This is a genomic window from Shewanella sp. DW31 (genome assembly GCF_015767295.1).
Classification (GTDB): domain Bacteria; phylum Pseudomonadota; class Gammaproteobacteria; order Enterobacterales; family Shewanellaceae; genus Shewanella; species Shewanella oncorhynchi.
On record NZ_JADWMP020000016.1, the window covers coordinates 38,242 to 55,521 of the forward strand.

Sequence of the window (17,280 nt, forward strand, 5' to 3'; positions counted from 1 at the left end):
CTTGAGGTAGCGGCTGGGCGCGGGCTCCAGCCGGATTAGCGATTGTTACAGTGTACGCCTAGGTGGGACAGCGACGTTAGCAAAGATGAGCCCCGCAATTAGTGACATAAAAATCAAAAAGATTTGCGAGCCTATGTGCGACTGATTGAGCATGGTCTCACCTGAGATCAGTGCATTGAGTCCGATATAGGTTTTACTGCCGGGGACTAAGATCACTATTCCCTGTAACAGGGCGATGGAGGCAGGCGCCTTCATCCAGCGGGCGAAGAGGTTAGAATAAATTCCTACTGCCAAGGCACCAAAGAAGATCCCCACCGAATCACCAAAATAATGTCCGCCGAGCATGGCTGAGAAAAACGCCACTATCCCAGCCAATACGCCCCAAGGCGAATCTTGCATCCGTGCTTTGAAGATAAAAACCAGCGCCATAGATAGAATCGGAACCGCCGACCAAATTGCCCAGCGAGGTAAACCCTCAGGTTCTATGTGAATCGCTTCGCCGAACATAGCTTTACCGATTGCCATGCCGAGCACTGCGCCAAAGTACAGCTTAAATAATTGCATGCTCGCATCCATGATGCGCGCCGTGCCAGAAATTAAATCCCGTGCGGCGAGTTCAGCTAAACCTAAGGTTAAGGCTAAGCCGGGAATAAAAATAATAATGGAGGAGAGGATCACTACTGGGATATTAATATTAGGATCGATACGCGCTATGCCACAGGCTGCGATGGCGCAAAGGATTGTGGCGAAGGGTTCGAGCACTTCGGCCATGCGGGCCGAGCGTTCGGCACGGTATACCAAGCCATAGACGAATAAGCCTAATAATCCTGACCAAAATACATCGTTCCAACCCGTGCCCATCAGCATAGCGAAAGCGGCGGCAGAAGTTCCAAAAGAAAAGCAAGTTAATACAGGGCCATAGGGATTGGGTTTATTGGCAATTTCTTCTAAGCGATCTAATGCCTCGGCCAAAGTACGTTTACCCGAGGTTAACTCATCGACCAATTCATCGGTACGGGCGAGTGAGCCTAAATCGAGTTCACCAGGCTTAACTCGAGCGGCATGGTTATATTCTTGATCGGTATCATGTTGCAAAACGAAGGTCATCGACGTCGGAGAAATAAGGAAATAGCCTTCGATACCTAAGGTGCGAGCAACGGTTTGTAAGTGGGTTTCTAGACGATAAGCGGGTGTGCCAAACTTATGCAAGGCTTTACCTAGCTTTATGATAAATCTGCGTTTTTCGATAAACTCGTCGTTATCCAATCGGGGTATTCACTGTATAAAAAGTTGTAGGGAATGACGCGCGCATATTAACCTATCTTGTCTATAAAAGGTTAATGGCTTTTAACCTTAATACAAATAAATTGCTGATTTTTTGCAGCTCGGGCTATAGTCAGCTTTTTGATAGGGGGAAATAGGCATGTCTTTGATGGTAACGGGTCTTTACGCTAGCCTCACAGGGCTATTAATTGTCGCTTTGGCTTATCGAGTAGTGAAATTAAGGCGAGGTCAGAAAATCGGCCTAGGGGATGGTGGTAACAGCGCCTTAACTTTGGCTAATCGAGTGCATGTTAACCTGATCGAAAATGCGCCTATCGTATTGATTTTAATGCTGGTGGCCGAAGCGGGTGGCTTGCCTGCATTTTATTTACACTGTTTTGGGACCGTGTGGATAGTGGCGCGCTTACTCCATGCTATTGGCTTAACTCAAGGCCAAGGTGGTTACCATTTTGGTCGTTTTTGGGGCGTATTGCTCACTTGGATAGTGATTATCAGTTTGGCGTTGGTGAATTTGTTGCATTTTGCTCAAGGTTTAGGAAAGGGTCTCTAGGCTCGCAGGTTTGGGCGGTCAATTCCGCCCTAAGCCATATCCATAGCGGATTTAGGGGTATTACGCTTCTGGCTCAAATACCCCTGAAAATGCCTCGATTGGTGTTTTTTTAATCGCATCTATCCTCCATTCCCTGCTATACTCCGCGTCCCTAAATTGGCGTAACTTATTTTCGTGGCGCCTTTATTCGACATTACGTTTTCGGGTCACAATCCATGCAAGTTGAATCCACACTCTTTAGTCATCCCAAGTATTGGGCCACGGGCGATAGCACTGCGCCTTTCTTACCTATGTCTCGCAAGGAGATGGATAAGCTTGGTTGGGATAGCTGTGACATCATCATAGTCACAGGCGACGCTTATGTGGATCACCCAAGCTTTGGCATGGCGGTGATCGGCCGTATGTTAGAGGCCCAAGGTTACCGAGTCGGCATTATTTCCCAACCTGATTGGTCGAGCAAAGACGCCTTTATGCAATTGGGTCGTCCGAACCTGTTTTTTGGCGTCACCGCCGGCAACATGGATTCGATGATCAACCGTTACACCGCTGACCGTCGTTTACGTTCTGACGATGCTTATACCGCGGGTGATATTGGCGGTAAGCGCCCAGATCGCGCTGTGACTGTGTACACCCAGCGTTGTAAAGAAGCCTTTAAAGATGTGCCTGTGATCATTGGCGGGATTGAGGCCAGTTTACGCCGTATCGCCCACTACGATTATTGGTCGGATAAAGTACGTCGCAGTGTGATTTTCGATGCCAAGGCCGACATTTTAATGTACGGCAATGCCGAGCGTCCTTTAGTCGAAGTGGCACGCCGCTTAGCTGCCGGCGAACCCATTAGCTCGTTACATGATGTGCGTGGCACAGCCGTTATCCGTAAAGAGCCGCTGCCCGAATGGCGCGGTATGGACTCGCGCAAGATTGACCAACTGCACAAGATAGAGCCGCTGCCGAATCCTTACGGCGCCGATGATGTGGGTTGTGCTAACTTGTCTGGCCCGTCGGATGTGAAGATATTCGATAACGAAGCCCCTAAGCCTATTAGCGTTCAACCGCCTAAACCTAAGCCATGGGATAAAACCTATGTGCTGTTGCCAGCGTTTGAAAAAGTCTCTGAAGACAAATACTTATATGCCCATGCTTCACGGATTTTACACCAAGAGCAAAACCCAGGTTGTGCCCGTGCGTTATTCCAACCCCATGGCGACCGCGCCGTTTGGGTGAATCCGCCCGCATGGCCGCTCAATACCGATGAGATGGATGCGGTATTCGATTTACCCTATCAGCGCATTCCTCATCCTATCTATGGCAAGGAAAAAATCCCTGCCTACGACATGATCAAGACGTCTATCAACATCATGCGTGGTTGCTTTGGTGGCTGTTCTTTCTGCTCGATTACCGAGCATGAAGGCCGAATCATTCAGAGTCGTTCACAAGAGTCGATTGTTAAAGAAATCAAAGATATTCAGGAAAAAGTGCCAGGCTTTACTGGAGTTATTTCCGATTTAGGCGGCCCAACCGCCAACATGTACCGTTTAGGTTGTACCAGCGAAAAGGCTGAAAAAACCTGTCGTCGTTTATCCTGTGTGTTTCCATCGATTTGCGGCCACTTAGGCACAGATCATAAACATACAATCGACTTGTATCGCGCGGCGCGTGCGGTACCTGGCATCAAGAAAGTATTGATTGCCTCTGGCGTGCGTTACGACTTGGCGATCGAAGATCCAGCTTATGTGAAAGAGTTAGTACAGCATCACGTTGGTGGCTACTTAAAAATCGCCCCTGAGCATACCGAAGAAGGTCCGCTCAGCAAGATGATGAAGCCCGGCATGGGCGCCTATGATAAGTTTAAAGAATTGTTCGACAAGTTTTCTAAGGAAGCGGGCAAAGAGCAGTTCCTGATCCCTTACTTTATTTCGGCGCATCCAGGCACGACCGACGAAGACATGGTGAACTTAGCGTTGTGGTTGAAGGAGCGTAAGTTCAAGCTCGACCAAGTACAGAACTTTTATCCGTCACCGATGGCGAATGCGACCACGATTTATCATACCGAGTTAAACTCGCTGAAAAACGTCAAGCACACCAGCGAAGTGGTATCTGTGCCGAAGAAAGGGCGTCAACGTCGCTTGCACAAGGCATTGCTGCGTTATCACGATCCTGCAGGTTGGCCATTGATCCGTGAAGGCTTAACCGCCATGGGGCGTGAAGACTTGATTGGTAATAGTCCGCATCAGTTAGTTCCGCCAGAAGGCCGAAATGAGCGCGGACCTAAGTGGATGAAAGATGCCAACCAAGGCCAAAAAGCCTTTACTCGCTTCTCGGGTAATCAGTTTGATGATCGCAAGGGCGATGGCAAATCTAAAGGTGCAGCTAAAGGCGGCGCGCAAGCTGGTGCTGAATCAAAACCGGCCGCTAAAGGTGGAAAACCCGCCGCGAATGGCGCTAAGCCAACGGGATCTAAACCAACTGGCTCTAAACCTAGCGGAGCTCATTCGAGCCGTCCGGGAGCGAAGGCGCCCTTCGGCCAGTCTGGTTTTAAGGCCGGAGGCGCTCAGGCTAAAGGCGGAAACCCATCAAAAACGGGTGGCAAATCTGCAGGAAAGCCCTCTCAGGGTCGCCAACAGGCTAAGTAACACTTTTCTCCATCACAAATAATGTTTAAAGGCTGCTCCAGATATGGTTTGGAGTGGCCTAGCTAGCATGGTCATTCCGCTAAAATAGTCCTCAACTGGTATCGCTGGGCGAACTATTATAAGATCCCTGTCTGATGTTTATGTCTACTATTTGTTTATATTCGATATTTTAGCTATACATCTCACCCATATCCGCGGTTCGTTAACTAACATTAGATACTATGAATAAAAAGCGTAGACCCAGTCTTCAAGACGTTGCCGATCAAGTTGGGGTCACCAAAATGACGGTGAGTCGCTATTTAAAAAATCCAACAAGGGTGGCGCAAAGCACTCAAGAGAAGATTGCTGTCGCACTAGAAACCTTAGGTTATATTCCTAATCGCGCGCCGGAAATTTTAGCGCAAGCAACCAGTCGCGCCATTGGCGTGTTAGTGCCTTCGTTAACCAACCAAGTATTTGCTGAAGTGCTGCGCGGTATCGAGAATGTGACCGGCAAACGCGGTTATCAAACCATGCTGGCTCACTACGGGTATCAGGCCGAATTAGAAGAAGAGCGGGTGGCATCACTGCTCTCTTACAATATCGATGGCTTACTCTTGTCCGAAAGTTACCACACGCCGCGTACCGTGCGAATGATTGAAACGGCGGGCATTCCGGTCATCGAAATGATGGATAGCGTGTCGCCTTCGATTCAACAGTGTGTGGGTTTCGATAACACAGCAGCCGCATGTGAAATGGTTAAGGCCATGATTGCACAAGGCTATCGCCACATTGCCTACCTAGGCGCGCGCATGGATATTCGTACTCAGCTTAAGATGCGAGGCTACGAGTTAGCGATGCAGCAAGCTCAGCTTACACCTTTGGCGATGACCACAAATGAGGCATCGTCGTTTTCCTTGGGGGCGTCGTTATTGCAACAAACATTAGCGAAATATCCCTATGTGGATAGCTTTTTTTGCACCAACGATGACTTAGCGGCGGGAGTGATATTTGAGTGTCAAAGACAAGGCATCAAGATCCCTGAACAAATTGGTGTTGCAGGGTTTCATGGCCATGATATTGGCCAATCTATGACGCCAAAATTGGCGAGCATTATTACGCCGAGAAAGGAGATAGGTCGAATTGCTGCTACTGAGCTATTAGACAGGTTAAATGGCAAAGAGATAGCAGAATCGGTTATCGACCTGGGCTATCGTATTGATTTAGGGGAAACACTCTAGACTTCCCCTCGTTCTTTCGCTTAACGGCTAATGCCTAATGCCTAATGCCTAATGTTTGTCATCACAGGTTATCGTTAGAGAAACGCAGAGATGATGACTGCGACTATGCCGCCCGTCGTACCGATAATGGTCTCCATTACGGTCCAAGTTTGCAGTGTTTGTTTTTCTGACAATCCAAGAAAACGGTTAGCGAGCCAGAAGCCTGAGTCATTGACGTGCGAGAGCACAATCGAACCACCGCCAATGGCAATCGTAATTGCCGCCAATTGAGCACCATCTAAGTTTAGTGGTTCAAGTATTGGGATGATAAGGCCGCAAGCCGTTAACATGGCCACGGTTGCCGACCCTTGGATCACGCGCACCGACGCCGACAAAATAAATGCCAGTATTACAATCGGTAATCCCGAACCTGCCAACATATTGCCTAATGCATCGCCGACACCCGAGTCAATCAGCACTTGCTTAAACACGCCGCCAGCACCGGTGACGAGAATAATGATCCCAGCAGGTTGGAGCGCACTGCTACAGATTTCCATGATGCGCTCATTGGGAATATTGCGTCTAACGCCCAGTACATAGAATGCGATTAAACAGGCTAGCAAAATGGCGGTGAATGGATGACCTATCAAGGCGAGCCAATTATGCAGATCGGATTTTTCATCAATAAAGCGTGACACCACTGTCTTTAAACCGATAAGCAGCAGTGGGAACACCACAATACTGATTGATAGCGCGAATGAGGGGATCGGTCCGCCTTCTCGTTCACCTTTTTCCTGCTGCTCGTGGGCAGGCGGCTCAACATGGACTTTTTGGGAGATGAGGCTGGCAAAGAGTGGGCCGCCTAGAATCATCGCCGGAATCGATGCCAATAAACCGAAGACTATCATGTAGCCAAAGTCGGCATTGAGCTGGGAAGCGACCAAAATAGGCCCTGGTGCAGGGATGAGAAATGCCTGACATGTGGCAATACCCGCGAGCAGTGAAATACCAATTTTAACGACGCTGCCGCCCCCTTTACGAACCACGGCAAAGGCGATGCCAATCAGCAGTACCACAGCAACATCGAAGAAGAGAGGTAATGCACAGATAAAGCCTGTAAAGGTCATGGCCCAGTGAGCTTTGTCGTTACCAAATTTATTCAGCAGTGTATGGGCTATCTGATCTAGCGCGCCAGTCTCTTCCATTACCCGGCCAAACATGGCTCCCAAAGCGACCACAACCGCAACAAAGCCCAGTGTTCCCCCCATACCTTGTTGAATCGTATTGGTAATATCAGCTGGGTTCATACCAGAGAAAAGGCCGACAATGATCGACACTAGTATCAGTGATACTACTGCATGCAATCTCACTTTCATCACTAAGAACAGTAGCAGGGCAATTGAACCCAGCGCTGTCAGAATCAATAACATATCAGACATAAGAGGACTTTTCCTTGTTAGTTAAGTTGTCCACATTTTTGTAGGTTACCGGTAACATGTTACCCGTAATATGGTAGAGTGGGAAGTGACTAAATTCGAGAATTGGCATGAGGTTAACAAAGTGACTGAGAGAAAAAAAGGCAATAGCTATGTGTTCATGGGCGTCTCTAGTTGTGGCAAATCTTCGATTGGTGCCGCGGTCGCAGAGGCTTTAGAGACGAAATTTATTGATGGTGATGATCTGCATCCTAGAGCCAATATTATCAAGATGAAATCTGGCTCACCGCTCAACGATAGCGATCGCGCTCCTTGGCTTGAGCGCATCAACGACGCTGTGTATAGCATTGAGCAAAAGGGGGAGCAGGGGGTTATTGTCTGCTCTGCACTGCGTCGCCAGTATCGTGATTTCATCCGTCAGAACAACAGCAAGCTGGTGTTCATTCATCTATACGGAGATTTTGAATTAGTCAAAGAACGCATGTTTGCCAGAAAAGCCCACTTCATGCCGATTGAGCTGCTCAAGAGTCAGTTCGACACGCTGGAAATGCCCGCGACCGATGAAGCTGATGTTATCCAAGTGAGCATAGATGGCACTTTCGAAGAAGTCGTACAACGCTGTATTCAGGCGATAAATGGCGAAGCATAGGTAAGTCATTGGATCTTAATGCGAGGCTTGGCTGCTTTATCATGATGTTGCAGATTAGTTTTTAAAGCGAAGAGGAATCGGGACGACAGTCGTTGGGATTTCAATTACCGCTGAAGATCGTGGCAAAGGTGGATCTAGCAGCTCATTATTGAAAAAAAGCCACTCCAGAAACTAACTTGGAGTGGCGTAGAGATAATGGTAAGCCTGCGGTACCATCCAATGAGTGTTACGGCGAGCGTTTGTAGACGGAACGTGCGCCGCACCTCAGCCCCAAATAAGCTCACGCATATGAGCGATGACGCGAGCTGCCTATCCTGCTAAACATGATTTAACTCAACATATGATTAGAACTGTCACTAAAGACTGTTACTCAAAATCGTCCTGCTTCATGCGACTAAGCAATGCCAAAGTAGAATGAGCGCTTTAGAAATCTTAGCTAACATCTCCTTTAGTCCTAAAAAAAGTAGTTGATCCCCACTGCGAAGCTGTTGTCTTCCTGTGCTTCGAGTGCAGGATCATCCATATCACTGAAATCTAGCTTCATCTCGGCAAACATCACAGTGTCGTTACTGTAGCGATAATGCAGCCCCAGCATGGCAAATTGGCGAGTCCATTGACCTTGAATAGGCGTAGCTACATCTGTGTCTAAATCTAAATAACTGAGTACAACCATAGGCACAAAACCGTTGTCGAATTGATAGGCAGTCATCAACTCGGCACCAGTGGCGTCGTAGAGATCGCCGTTGACCAGTTCATTATTTTTACTTTGGTGAGCGTTAAAGCCCACATAGAGACCGCTGGCCTCACGTCCTTCGGCATAGTGGTAGTAGTCACCATACATGGCACCAATACCGATGATTTCATTGGTTTCATCGACTTGGGTATTACCTAAGTGGCCTTCAAAATCACCGCGGTTAAAGCCTGCGAGTAGCTTGAATTTGTCGGTTGCCGCATAAGTGATACTGGCGCCGTAGCTGCTGTCAAAACTCAGTTCTGAGTTGGTCATCTCGCTACCGTCATCGTTCTTTAGGCTGACATCACCATTGGTTTTGGCGGCATATTGCAGGGCGATTTGTACTGGGCCTAAATTATTACGGTAAATGAAGGCGGAATCGGCACGGCCTGTACCTGTGAGGCTGCCATCACCGAAGGTGTAAGCGCCAACGCTGTAACCTGCAAATACGTTCGGTAAATCTGTAGTGCCTGCGACATCGTAATAGGCGCCCCATTGTTTACCGAAACTCAGGTTGCCCCATGTATCATGGGACATGCCAACATAACCTAAGCGGTTATAGAGAAAATCATCGGTTTTTTCGGCGGCGAGTTTGCCCCCTTGCATCACTAGCCCATCGTCGCTGGAGACCATGTTGATCCCCCATTCTGTGGTAGCAAAAGCGGTCCAGCCATTTTTCTCGCTCCGTTCGAAGCTGAATCTTAGGCGTGACGAGTCGTCGATAACTGAAGTATCGTGGCTGTCATTTAATGCTGCAAACCCTAACCAACCTGTTAAATTTAATGTGTTTTTTTGATCTTTATAGAGTTCAACCGCCTGACTGCTGGTGGCCGTTAATAGCATAGGTAACACTAAAGCGAGACAAGTCTTATTCATAAATCCCCCGATAATGAGCAAGTATTCTCCAGGGGATCATAGGCTTGGCCTATGATCCCAGAGTTATCGTTAGTCTTGATGTGGATGTTGGTATTAATTGTTTCCGATCATGCGTTAGTCGTATTTAGGCTGGACGTGTGTCGGCAACAGGCGCTTGGTTTGAGATCACGCCGAAAATAGTCCAACCGAAGAAGGTGGCTATGGCGCCAAGCATCACTGCGGTTTCGCCAGAGCTGTACAGAGCATAGAAGCTATACAACGCACCGATTACGGCGATCACGTTGGCAACGCGGGCTTTATTGATAGGCACTTTTTGCTGTCTTTGCATTATGCCAAGCGCGGCCATAGATAAGATATAAGGCACAATGTTGGTGACGACGGCGAGGTTAACGAGTGCTTCGAACTGCTTACTCAGTGATGGGCTAATGGTCATCAGCGATAATGCTGTTTGGATCGAGACGATAATAGTCATGCCCCAAATTGGCGCATCGGCTTTACTGACTTTAGAGAATATTTTAGGAAAAAATCCTTCATCAGCAGAGGCTTTAAACACTTGGGCAATAGTGAACTGCCAACCTAAGAGTGATCCAGTACAGGAGATAATGGCGCAGGCCATCACGATTTTACCGACTACTGGATTAAACATTTGTGCGAAGGCTAAGCCGAATGGCGCATTTGACATGGCAAGCTCGGCATTTGGCACAATACCGGCAATGACGTTAGTGGAAACGATATAAATCACTGCAGCACCTAAGGTACCGCCCATCACGGCGATAGGTACGTTTTTTTCTGGGTTATCGACGGCTTCTGAGTTTGCACAGGCCGATTCTAAACCGAGGAACGCCCACAAAGTCATAGCGATAGAACCGCCTAACGCTTTGAAGAATGGCATATCATGCGGGTTCCATGCGCCTTTATAGAGGTCGATGTCAAACCAGAACCAACCAATTAAAGATACGCCAATCACAGGCAGAATAATCCCCCACACAGTCACGCTACTGACGCGACCCGTGATGCGGGCACCACCGAAGTTAGCAATGGTTGCCAACCAAAGTACGCCAATGGTCGCAAGACAAATTGCCATCGGGCTTAAGTTAACTTCGAGCAACACGGCTGCGTAACCCACGGCAGAGATGGCAATCGCGACGTTGGCGATTAACAGCGAGACGGCATAGGTGTAGTTGGCCATAAAGTTGCCTGAACGGCCGAAGGCATACTCGGCATAACCGCCCATACCACCGGATTTTTTACTGAACATACCGCACTTAGCAAAGGCGAAGGCGAGGGCCGTTGACCCTGCTGCTGTTACTAACCAAGATAAAATGGAGATAGTACCGACTTGAGCTAATTGGGTTGGCAGCATAATAATGCCCGAACCCATCATGTTGACTATGGTGATAATAGTTAATTGGACGACGCCAATTTTATTTTCTGATTTACTCATACTAATAACCTAATTTAGGTGACTTATTATAGGAGGCATGAATTTGACTGCAGAGTGGGGTTAATAAACTCTGCAGTCAGTCTTCATTATTTATTTAGTACATAGCCCATTGCTTGAATTTTGCCGTCTGCGGTATTTTCGAGATAAACACCTTGCAGTTCTGGTGAGAATCCAGGTAATAGGTTGATGCCTTCTTCAAGGGCAAGGAAATAACGCTGAACAGAACCGCCCCATATTTCACCTGGCACCATACATAACACGCCTGGTGGGTAAGGGAGCGCGCCTTCTGCTGCAATTCTTCCTTCAATTTGCGAGAGTGGAACTAATTCTACTTTGCCACGAATAAACTCTAGGTTTGCTTCCTGCGGGTCCATCACTTTTGTAGGGAAATGTGCTTTACGGAACATTTCTTTCTGCAGTTGTTTTACGTCATGGCTGACATAAAGATTGTGCATTTCTTGGCAGAGTTGACGGATAGAATAGTCTTTATAACGGGCTTTATTGGCATTATAAACGTTAGGTAATACTTCAGATAATGGCGCATCTTCATCGACTAATTTCTCGAAACGAGATATTTGTGATACCAGATGTTGCATCTTGGCCATATCTTCCGCAGGTGTCATCAGGAATAAAATCGAATTCAAGTCGCACTTCTCTGGAATAATATTATTTTCCCGTAAGAAGTTAGCCAGAATAGTCGCTGGAATACCAAATTCGGTATATTTGCCTGTTTCAGCATCTATGCCCGGTGTTGTTAATAAGAACTTACAAGGGTCAACAAAGTATTGGCCTTTTTCATAACCTTCGAAGGAGTGCCATTTCTGACCAGGTTCGAATTCGAAGAAGCGTAAGTCATCGGCCATTTGTTCGGTTTCATAGTCTTGCCATAGGCGGCCGTCGATCATTGTTGGCACGAATGGTTTGATATATTTACACTTTTTGAGCAATAGCTTACGTGCTTCGATACCCGCTTTTACCGCTTCGCGCCACAGATAACGACCACTCGCGCCTTCATGCATTTTCGCGTTTACATCTAGCGCCGCAAATAAAGGATAGAAGGGACTGGTAGAGGCATGCATCATAAAGGCGTTATTGAAGCGTTTATGGTTGCAATATCTATCTTGGCCTTTGATATGTTTATCTTTTTTATGGATTTGCGAGGTTTGTGAGAAACCGGCCTGCTGTTTATGCACCGACTGAGTCACGATAATGCCTGGATCTTCAGCAGTTAGTTCGAGCAAGAGTGGTGAGCAGTCATTCATCATAGGGATGAACTGTTCATAACCCACCCAAGCTGAGTCAAATAAGACGTAGTCACAAAGATGGCCAATTTTATCAATCACTTGTCGAGCATTGTAGATGGTGCCGTCATAGGTGCCGAGTTGGATTATCGCCAAGCGGAATGGGCGTTTTTCATTGGCTCTTTCTGGCGCGACTTCACGAATTTGCTCTCTTAAATAGGACTCTTGGAAACAGTGGGCATCAATGCCACCAATAAATCCGAAGGGATTACGTGCCGTTTCTAAATAAACAGGTGTAGCACCTGCTTGAATTAATGCGCCATGGTGGTTTGATTTGTGGTTATTGCGGTCGAATAACACGAGGTCGCCTTTCGCTAACAGCGCATTAGTCGCGACTTTATTTGATGACGAAGTGCCGTTAAGTACGAAATAGGTTTTATCGGCATTAAAAACTTTGGCAGCGTATTTCTGTGCTTCCAGTGGAGCGCCTTCATGGATCAGTAAATCACCCAGTTTCACGTCGGCATTACACATATCCGCGCGAAAAATTGTTTCGCCAAAAAAGTCGAAGAATTGGCGACCCACAGGGTGTTTACGGAAGAATTGTCCGCCTTGGTGACCAGGACAGGCAAAGGTAGAGTTACCCATTTCGACGTATTTTTTTAAAGTACCGAAGAAAGGTGGCAATAGCGCTTGTTCATATTTACTTATTGCAGTCTCAACCTGTTTTCCGTAGAAGTCAGTGTTATCACCGCAGAGTTCAAATACCCCTGTAATCGATGAGCAAACATCATCAGGGAAGGTTTCTTCACAGCAAACTGAAACGAAAATGGGCAGTTTCAATCCGGTGTTTTTAATCTTTTCAACAATACCATTTCTAACATCATCAACAGAGACGACAGCCGCGCCCACATCGCAAAAATCTGTGGTTAATACATTGACAACTTCTCTGTCGATATCGAAACAAGATCTAACAGATAAGCTAGCGGCTACTTTTAATGATTTCATAGTTAATTTCCCTTTTACTTTATAAAAAATAGATACAAGTGTGCCTATACCTAATTAAAAATATTAATGGTATGAAAATTAGATATAGCTATTCCGTGCGCAGATTAAATGTGGTTATGCCAAAGTTACGAAATAAATATAAGTAGAAATATATTTATTGAGCGTATGAATAGCTTAGCCGCAGTAAAACTGCACTGATAAAAGAATGCTTTGATTAAGGTGTTAGATAATAAACCAAATGAAAACAGTACGATAAGTGTTTGCGCCTATTAGAGCAATAGCACTTTAGACCTGTTAATTGGCCTACTACCTACGCTAAGGTTAGCGGAGGAAGATAAAGGAGTGATCGAAATAGTCACGTTGACTAGGCATCATGATATGCCGTGTGCGCCTGATATGCGCCATAATTTTAGATTTCCTCTTCATATACGACTCCATTATGACTTAGAGAAAATGGTTAGGTTTTTATTACGTAATGAAGTTTATATGCGAGTTATAAATAAAATCATGACCTATGTCTTATTTTTAAATAATTAGCACGTCAATTTAACTTAATTTATCAATATTAAATGGAGTCAATCATGCTTAAGTATCTTTATCTAAATTATGAAAGTAAATATTGTCAGCATTATTTAAATAATATTATTTGCATAAAATATCTTATTTCAAATATCTAATCTTAATTTAAAGGCTGCTGTAATCATCATTCTGATTTATACCGCATTACATATTTGCATTGTTATGCAGATATTTTCGTTACAAAATCATCCTTCTGCTTGAAAAATGCAAAAATGATAACTTTTTTCTCACATTTGAGCATTTGGGGCAGAAAGTTGTCGTTTTAGGGCAGATGTTATTTTTTTGATTGACGTAAAGTGAGTCAGGTCGAACATGAATAGGAGATAGACATGAATAAAGGGTGGTTAGGGGCGAGTTTAGTGCTTGGGTTATTCGTTGGACAAGCAAGTGCTATGACATTAACGAGCAAAGATATGAGCGAGGGCAATAAACTGACATCGCAATTAGTGTTTAATGGCTTTGGTTGCCAAGGGGAAAATATTTCGCCGCAACTGACTTGGACTGAGGTGCCCACAGGAACTAAAGCATTTGCAGTGACAGCTTATGATCCTGATGCGCCAACGGGCAGCGGTTGGTGGCACTGGGCCGTATATAACTTACCCGTAGCGCAAACTTCGCTCGCACAAGGTGCGGGCTCGCATGTTGATGCACTACCAAAAGGTGCTATTGCCTTGAAGAACGATTTTGGCACTACAAATTTTGGTGGCGCATGCCCGCCCCAAGGTCATGGCGTTCACAGGTATGAATTTACTGTGTGGGCATTACCCAGTGCTTTAGAATTGCCAAAGGATGCTAGCCCTGCCTTATTGGGCTTTATGCTCAGGGCACAAGCGCTCGGCAACGCCAAGTTGACTGCGGTATATAATCGATAATCCATTGATAATTAGGCTGGTGTCATGATCCGTATGTTTGAATATGATTCGAAGCAGGCACAATCTTTATCTCAAGTCCCTGTACATCAGCCGTCGATTATTCGGGTTATCTATGGTGAAAAGTCTCTGCTCTGGCAAGATGAATCTGTTTTAGTAGGCCAAGGGCAGTTACTGTTAATTCCTGCTGGTTCGCATATTAGTTTTGTTAATCGACCTTTTCTTGGGCGTTATCGGGCGGTGCAGTTATTACTCCCCCACGATTTACCCCAAGGTATTTTATCAAACGCTACCGATTGGCGTGACCCTATGCCAGTCCAAAACGTATCACGCGCTGTGGACTTAGCTTGGAATGCGCTATTACAGAGTTTGACCTTGTCTCTGGCCGATCCTGTTCAACTGCATTATTTGGCTGCATTACTGTTAAGTTTGCCAGATAAACGCAGTGTGAACTGGTTGTATGGACACACCCAACGCAGCGTGACTCAAGCGGCCTTGGCCTTGATGAGTGTGAGTCCTTCGGCGTCATGGCAGCAGGAGGATATTGCCGACAAGTTACACATGAGCACGGCAAGCCTTAGGCGTAAATTGGCCTTAGAAGACACCAGTTTTAGGCAGTTACTGGTAGAAGTGCGGCTTTGTCATGGTTTAGCCATGTTGCAGAATTCGAGTGAGCCAGTATTACAAGTGGCTTTGGCCTGTGGTTATCAATCTGCGGAAAAGTTTTCCTTACGTTTTAAGCAACAATTTGGCCTGACCCCTGCGGCTTATCGTCGTACACTGTGAAGTGGCATGGGTGTATACCCAAACAACTTTAGGGTATTGGAGAAATATGATGGCGGATGAGCAATTTACTGACAGCGGATTTTGGAACAAGATCAAACTCTTTAGCCGTCAAGCAGGTAGAGAGGTCATCGAGCGGGCACTATGGCTTTATTATGCAGCGCAACAACCCAATACGCCTAAGTGGGCTAAGTCAGTCATCTACGGCGCGTTAGCGTATTTTATTTTGCCTTTAGATGCGATTCCCGATCTGACTCCTTTAGTTGGCTTTACCGATGATTTAGGTGCCCTTGCCGCTGCCCTGACTATGGTGACCTTATATATCGATGATGAAGTGAAATCCCTTGCGGCGGATAAACTCGCACTGTGGTTTGGAGATAAGCCGAGCGAACCTAAGACTTAAGCCTATAGCGAACGCAATCGCCTGAGTGATGCAAAATTGTGCTAAAAATATGATTTCATTAGGAGTCGTTGATTTGGTTTTGACTGAGATTTTCTGGGGTAAAAATATTTTTTTGCAAATGTTTCACTATTGCTTGATTGCGCTATATGCTAGCGCTGTTTTGTAAACCCCTTGTGTTTGTTTAGGCAGATAAATGAAAAATATTATGGTAGTGATCCTATGGCTTTTAGGTGTCTCTGCCGCTACCCCCGCGTTTGCCGATGAGGCCTCTCCGGAACAACTCGCCCGTCTTTACCTCGATTTTATGGCACAGAATAGTCGCCAGAGCGAAGCTTTGTGGCCCGGTTTTCGCCTTGAAGATAAAGTACATCTCTTTAGTTATGGTGGTAATGTCTGGCTTCGACAGCCTGGTGGCGAAATAATCCAAGATAACAGTGTGTTAGAGTCGGTCAATCTGCACTCTGGTCTATCGGTGAGTTTCGGCTTTCCGCAATATAATGGCCAGCCAGGCGTATTGATCCAGCTCGAAGTGCCGAACATCCAATTTACTCGCGACACTAAGCCTACGGATTTAGCTTTTTTAATCTGGGCGAGCAATGGCTTGCATGAAGCCTTCCATTTTTATGCCCAATCCGAATGGCGAGTATTGGAAGATGGTAAGCGTTATGAGGGTGAGGTCTTTCCGCTCAACTTCGATGCTCGCTATTATCGTTTACAGTTATTTGATGCCTTAATGGCGGCGCTGGCACAACCCGAGCAACAGTCATTACACCTTAGCTATGCAGCCTATTGGTTGCAGCAATGGCGCCAAATTGCGCCGAATGAAGATAGAGTCGGTTACATCAATGATCTAGTTGAAGGCAGCGCTAAGTATGTGGAATTGGTCGCTGGTGCGCGTGTATTGAGTCAAAATCAAACTTTACTTGGTTATCAGCAAATACTGACAAAATATGTGTATGACTATTATCAACAGCAGAAGATGTGGGTTGGTTGGACGGCTGAGGCGGCAAATATTGGCGCTCTGGCGGGCATATTGTTGGATAGCACTCAAGACCCTTATGTATGGAAAGAGTCGGTCATGTCGGGTATGTTGCCTGTGGATTTACTACTGAACCGCGTAAAGCCAGTATCCCCGTTAGACAAGAAAGACACTAAACAAAAGAAACAGCTGCAGGAGATGCTAGCGTATTACCCTGCCACTCAAGCAAAACTGTCTCAATTGTTGTTGAATGTGCAGGATCCAAAAGTGCCGTTATTGGTTATGCCGAGCGTGAGCGATAGTAGCAGTTTTATTGATGTGGGTGACGTACGTTCTGGCTTTTATGTAGTGCCCTATCAAGAGGAAATGACTCAAGCTTATTTAGGGATGAGCGCGCAATTTAGTAACTTGTCAGTGAGTGGCAGTCCATTACTCGATGTTCCAGTACAAAATTTTTGTGAGGGCATTGAGGCGGCAACTCTGTTACCTTTAGCATTCCCCTTTCAGCGTGAGGGTCAGTATCTGGTATTCAACGAAGCGGAAGTCCATGGAACTATTAGGGTTTCTGCGAGTGTTGTTGATGGAAGAACCCTCTACTGTGCGATGAATTAATA

The 17,280-nt window shown here is 46.2% G+C and carries 13 protein-coding genes; 8 read left to right on the forward strand and 5 right to left on the reverse strand.

All coding sequences use genetic code 11. From position 1 onward, the window contains the following. Window positions 1–45: 45 nt before the first annotated feature. Window positions 46–1,266: a threonine/serine exporter family protein gene (locus GWI56_RS14050; RefSeq protein ID WP_105250515.1), complete on the reverse strand. Its 1,221-nt coding sequence runs from the start codon at window positions 1,264–1,266 to the stop codon at window positions 46–48. 157 nt (window positions 1,267–1,423) lie between these two features. Here GWI56_RS14050 and GWI56_RS14055 point away from each other — a divergent pair, with 157 nt between their 5' ends. The 3 genes from GWI56_RS14055 to gntR all read left to right on the forward strand — a co-directional run bounded on the left by GWI56_RS14055 (window position 1,424) and on the right by gntR (window position 5,687). Next, entirely contained in the window at window positions 1,424–1,834 is a 411-nt protein-coding gene (locus tag GWI56_RS14055; protein WP_198573229.1) for an MAPEG family protein, read from the forward strand. Window positions 1,835–2,049: 215 nt separating this feature from the next. After that, window positions 2,050–4,467: a YgiQ family radical SAM protein gene (locus tag GWI56_RS14060; RefSeq protein WP_198573230.1), complete on the forward strand. Its 2,418-nt coding sequence runs from the start codon at window positions 2,050–2,052 to the stop codon at window positions 4,465–4,467. A 221-nt stretch (window positions 4,468–4,688) separates the two neighbouring features. Continuing rightward, window positions 4,689–5,687 (forward strand): gluconate operon transcriptional repressor GntR, encoded by a 999-nt coding sequence (gene gntR / locus GWI56_RS14065; protein WP_113941439.1) that lies wholly within the window; start codon window positions 4,689–4,691, stop codon window positions 5,685–5,687. A 74-nt stretch (window positions 5,688–5,761) separates the two neighbouring features. Here gntR and gntU read toward each other — a convergent pair whose 3' ends face one another. Continuing rightward, entirely contained in the window at window positions 5,762–7,105 is a 1,344-nt protein-coding gene (gene gntU / locus GWI56_RS14070) for a gluconate transporter (RefSeq protein ID WP_198573231.1), read from the reverse strand. A gap of 85 nt (window positions 7,106–7,190) precedes the next feature. Here gntU and GWI56_RS14075 point away from each other — a divergent pair, with 85 nt between their 5' ends. Beyond that, the gene (locus tag GWI56_RS14075; protein ID WP_198573232.1) at window positions 7,191–7,751 is read left to right on the forward strand and encodes a gluconokinase; all 561 of its coding nucleotides are present in this window, start codon (window positions 7,191–7,193) and stop codon (window positions 7,749–7,751) included. A 454-nt stretch (window positions 7,752–8,205) separates the two neighbouring features. Here GWI56_RS14075 and GWI56_RS14080 read toward each other — a convergent pair whose 3' ends face one another. The 3 genes from GWI56_RS14080 to speF all read right to left on the reverse strand — a co-directional run bounded on the left by GWI56_RS14080 (window position 8,206) and on the right by speF (window position 13,053). Then, window positions 8,206–9,360: a porin gene (locus GWI56_RS14080; RefSeq protein WP_198573233.1), complete on the reverse strand. Its 1,155-nt coding sequence runs from the start codon at window positions 9,358–9,360 to the stop codon at window positions 8,206–8,208. 124 nt (window positions 9,361–9,484) lie between these two features. Beyond that, window positions 9,485–10,804 (reverse strand): putrescine-ornithine antiporter, encoded by a 1,320-nt coding sequence (gene potE / locus GWI56_RS14085; RefSeq protein WP_105250509.1) that lies wholly within the window; start codon window positions 10,802–10,804, stop codon window positions 9,485–9,487. Window positions 10,805–10,890: 86 nt separating this feature from the next. Beyond that, entirely contained in the window at window positions 10,891–13,053 is a 2,163-nt protein-coding gene (gene speF, locus GWI56_RS14090) for an ornithine decarboxylase SpeF (RefSeq protein ID WP_198573234.1), read from the reverse strand. A 908-nt stretch (window positions 13,054–13,961) separates the two neighbouring features. Here speF and GWI56_RS14100 point away from each other — a divergent pair. The 4 genes from GWI56_RS14100 (at window position 13,962) to GWI56_RS14115 (ending at window position 17,278) form a co-directional block, all read left to right on the forward strand. After that, a complete protein-coding gene (locus GWI56_RS14100; RefSeq protein WP_198573235.1) occupies window positions 13,962–14,504 on the forward strand; it encodes a YbhB/YbcL family Raf kinase inhibitor-like protein in 543 nt (180 codons plus the stop codon). A gap of 24 nt (window positions 14,505–14,528) precedes the next feature. Continuing rightward, window positions 14,529–15,287, forward strand: a complete 759-nt coding sequence (locus tag GWI56_RS14105; RefSeq protein WP_198573236.1) for a helix-turn-helix transcriptional regulator — start codon at window positions 14,529–14,531, stop codon at window positions 15,285–15,287. 49 nt (window positions 15,288–15,336) lie between these two features. Next, a complete protein-coding gene (locus tag GWI56_RS14110; protein WP_113941434.1) occupies window positions 15,337–15,687 on the forward strand; it encodes a YkvA family protein in 351 nt (116 codons plus the stop codon). 193 nt (window positions 15,688–15,880) lie between these two features. Next, window positions 15,881–17,278: a hypothetical protein gene (locus GWI56_RS14115; RefSeq protein ID WP_198573237.1), complete on the forward strand. Its 1,398-nt coding sequence runs from the start codon at window positions 15,881–15,883 to the stop codon at window positions 17,276–17,278. Window positions 17,279–17,280 lie beyond the last annotated feature (2 nt).

Excerpts from the sequence above, each read along its gene's own strand:
- GWI56_RS14060 (WP_198573230.1), top strand. The coding sequence starts at position 2,050 with ATGCAAGTTGAATCCACACTCTTTAGTCATCCCAAGTATTGGGCCACG.
- GWI56_RS14055 (WP_198573229.1), top strand. The coding sequence starts at position 1,424 with ATGTCTTTGATGGTAACGGGTCTTTACGCTAGCCTCACAGGGCTATTA.
- GWI56_RS14110 (WP_113941434.1), top strand. The coding sequence starts at position 15,337 with ATGGCGGATGAGCAATTTACTGACAGCGGATTTTGGAACAAGATCAAA.
- GWI56_RS14105 (WP_198573236.1), top strand. The coding sequence starts at position 14,529 with ATGATCCGTATGTTTGAATATGATTCGAAGCAGGCACAATCTTTATCT.
- potE (WP_105250509.1), bottom strand. The coding sequence starts at position 10,804 with ATGAGTAAATCAGAAAATAAAATTGGCGTCGTCCAATTAACTATTATC.
- GWI56_RS14100 (WP_198573235.1), top strand. The coding sequence starts at position 13,962 with ATGAATAAAGGGTGGTTAGGGGCGAGTTTAGTGCTTGGGTTATTCGTT.
- speF (WP_198573234.1), bottom strand. The coding sequence starts at position 13,053 with ATGAAATCATTAAAAGTAGCCGCTAGCTTATCTGTTAGATCTTGTTTC.
- gntU (WP_198573231.1), bottom strand. The coding sequence starts at position 7,105 with ATGTCTGATATGTTATTGATTCTGACAGCGCTGGGTTCAATTGCCCTG.
- GWI56_RS14080 (WP_198573233.1), bottom strand. The coding sequence starts at position 9,360 with ATGAATAAGACTTGTCTCGCTTTAGTGTTACCTATGCTATTAACGGCC.
- GWI56_RS14115 (WP_198573237.1), top strand. The coding sequence starts at position 15,881 with ATGAAAAATATTATGGTAGTGATCCTATGGCTTTTAGGTGTCTCTGCC.
- gntR (WP_113941439.1), top strand. The coding sequence starts at position 4,689 with ATGAATAAAAAGCGTAGACCCAGTCTTCAAGACGTTGCCGATCAAGTT.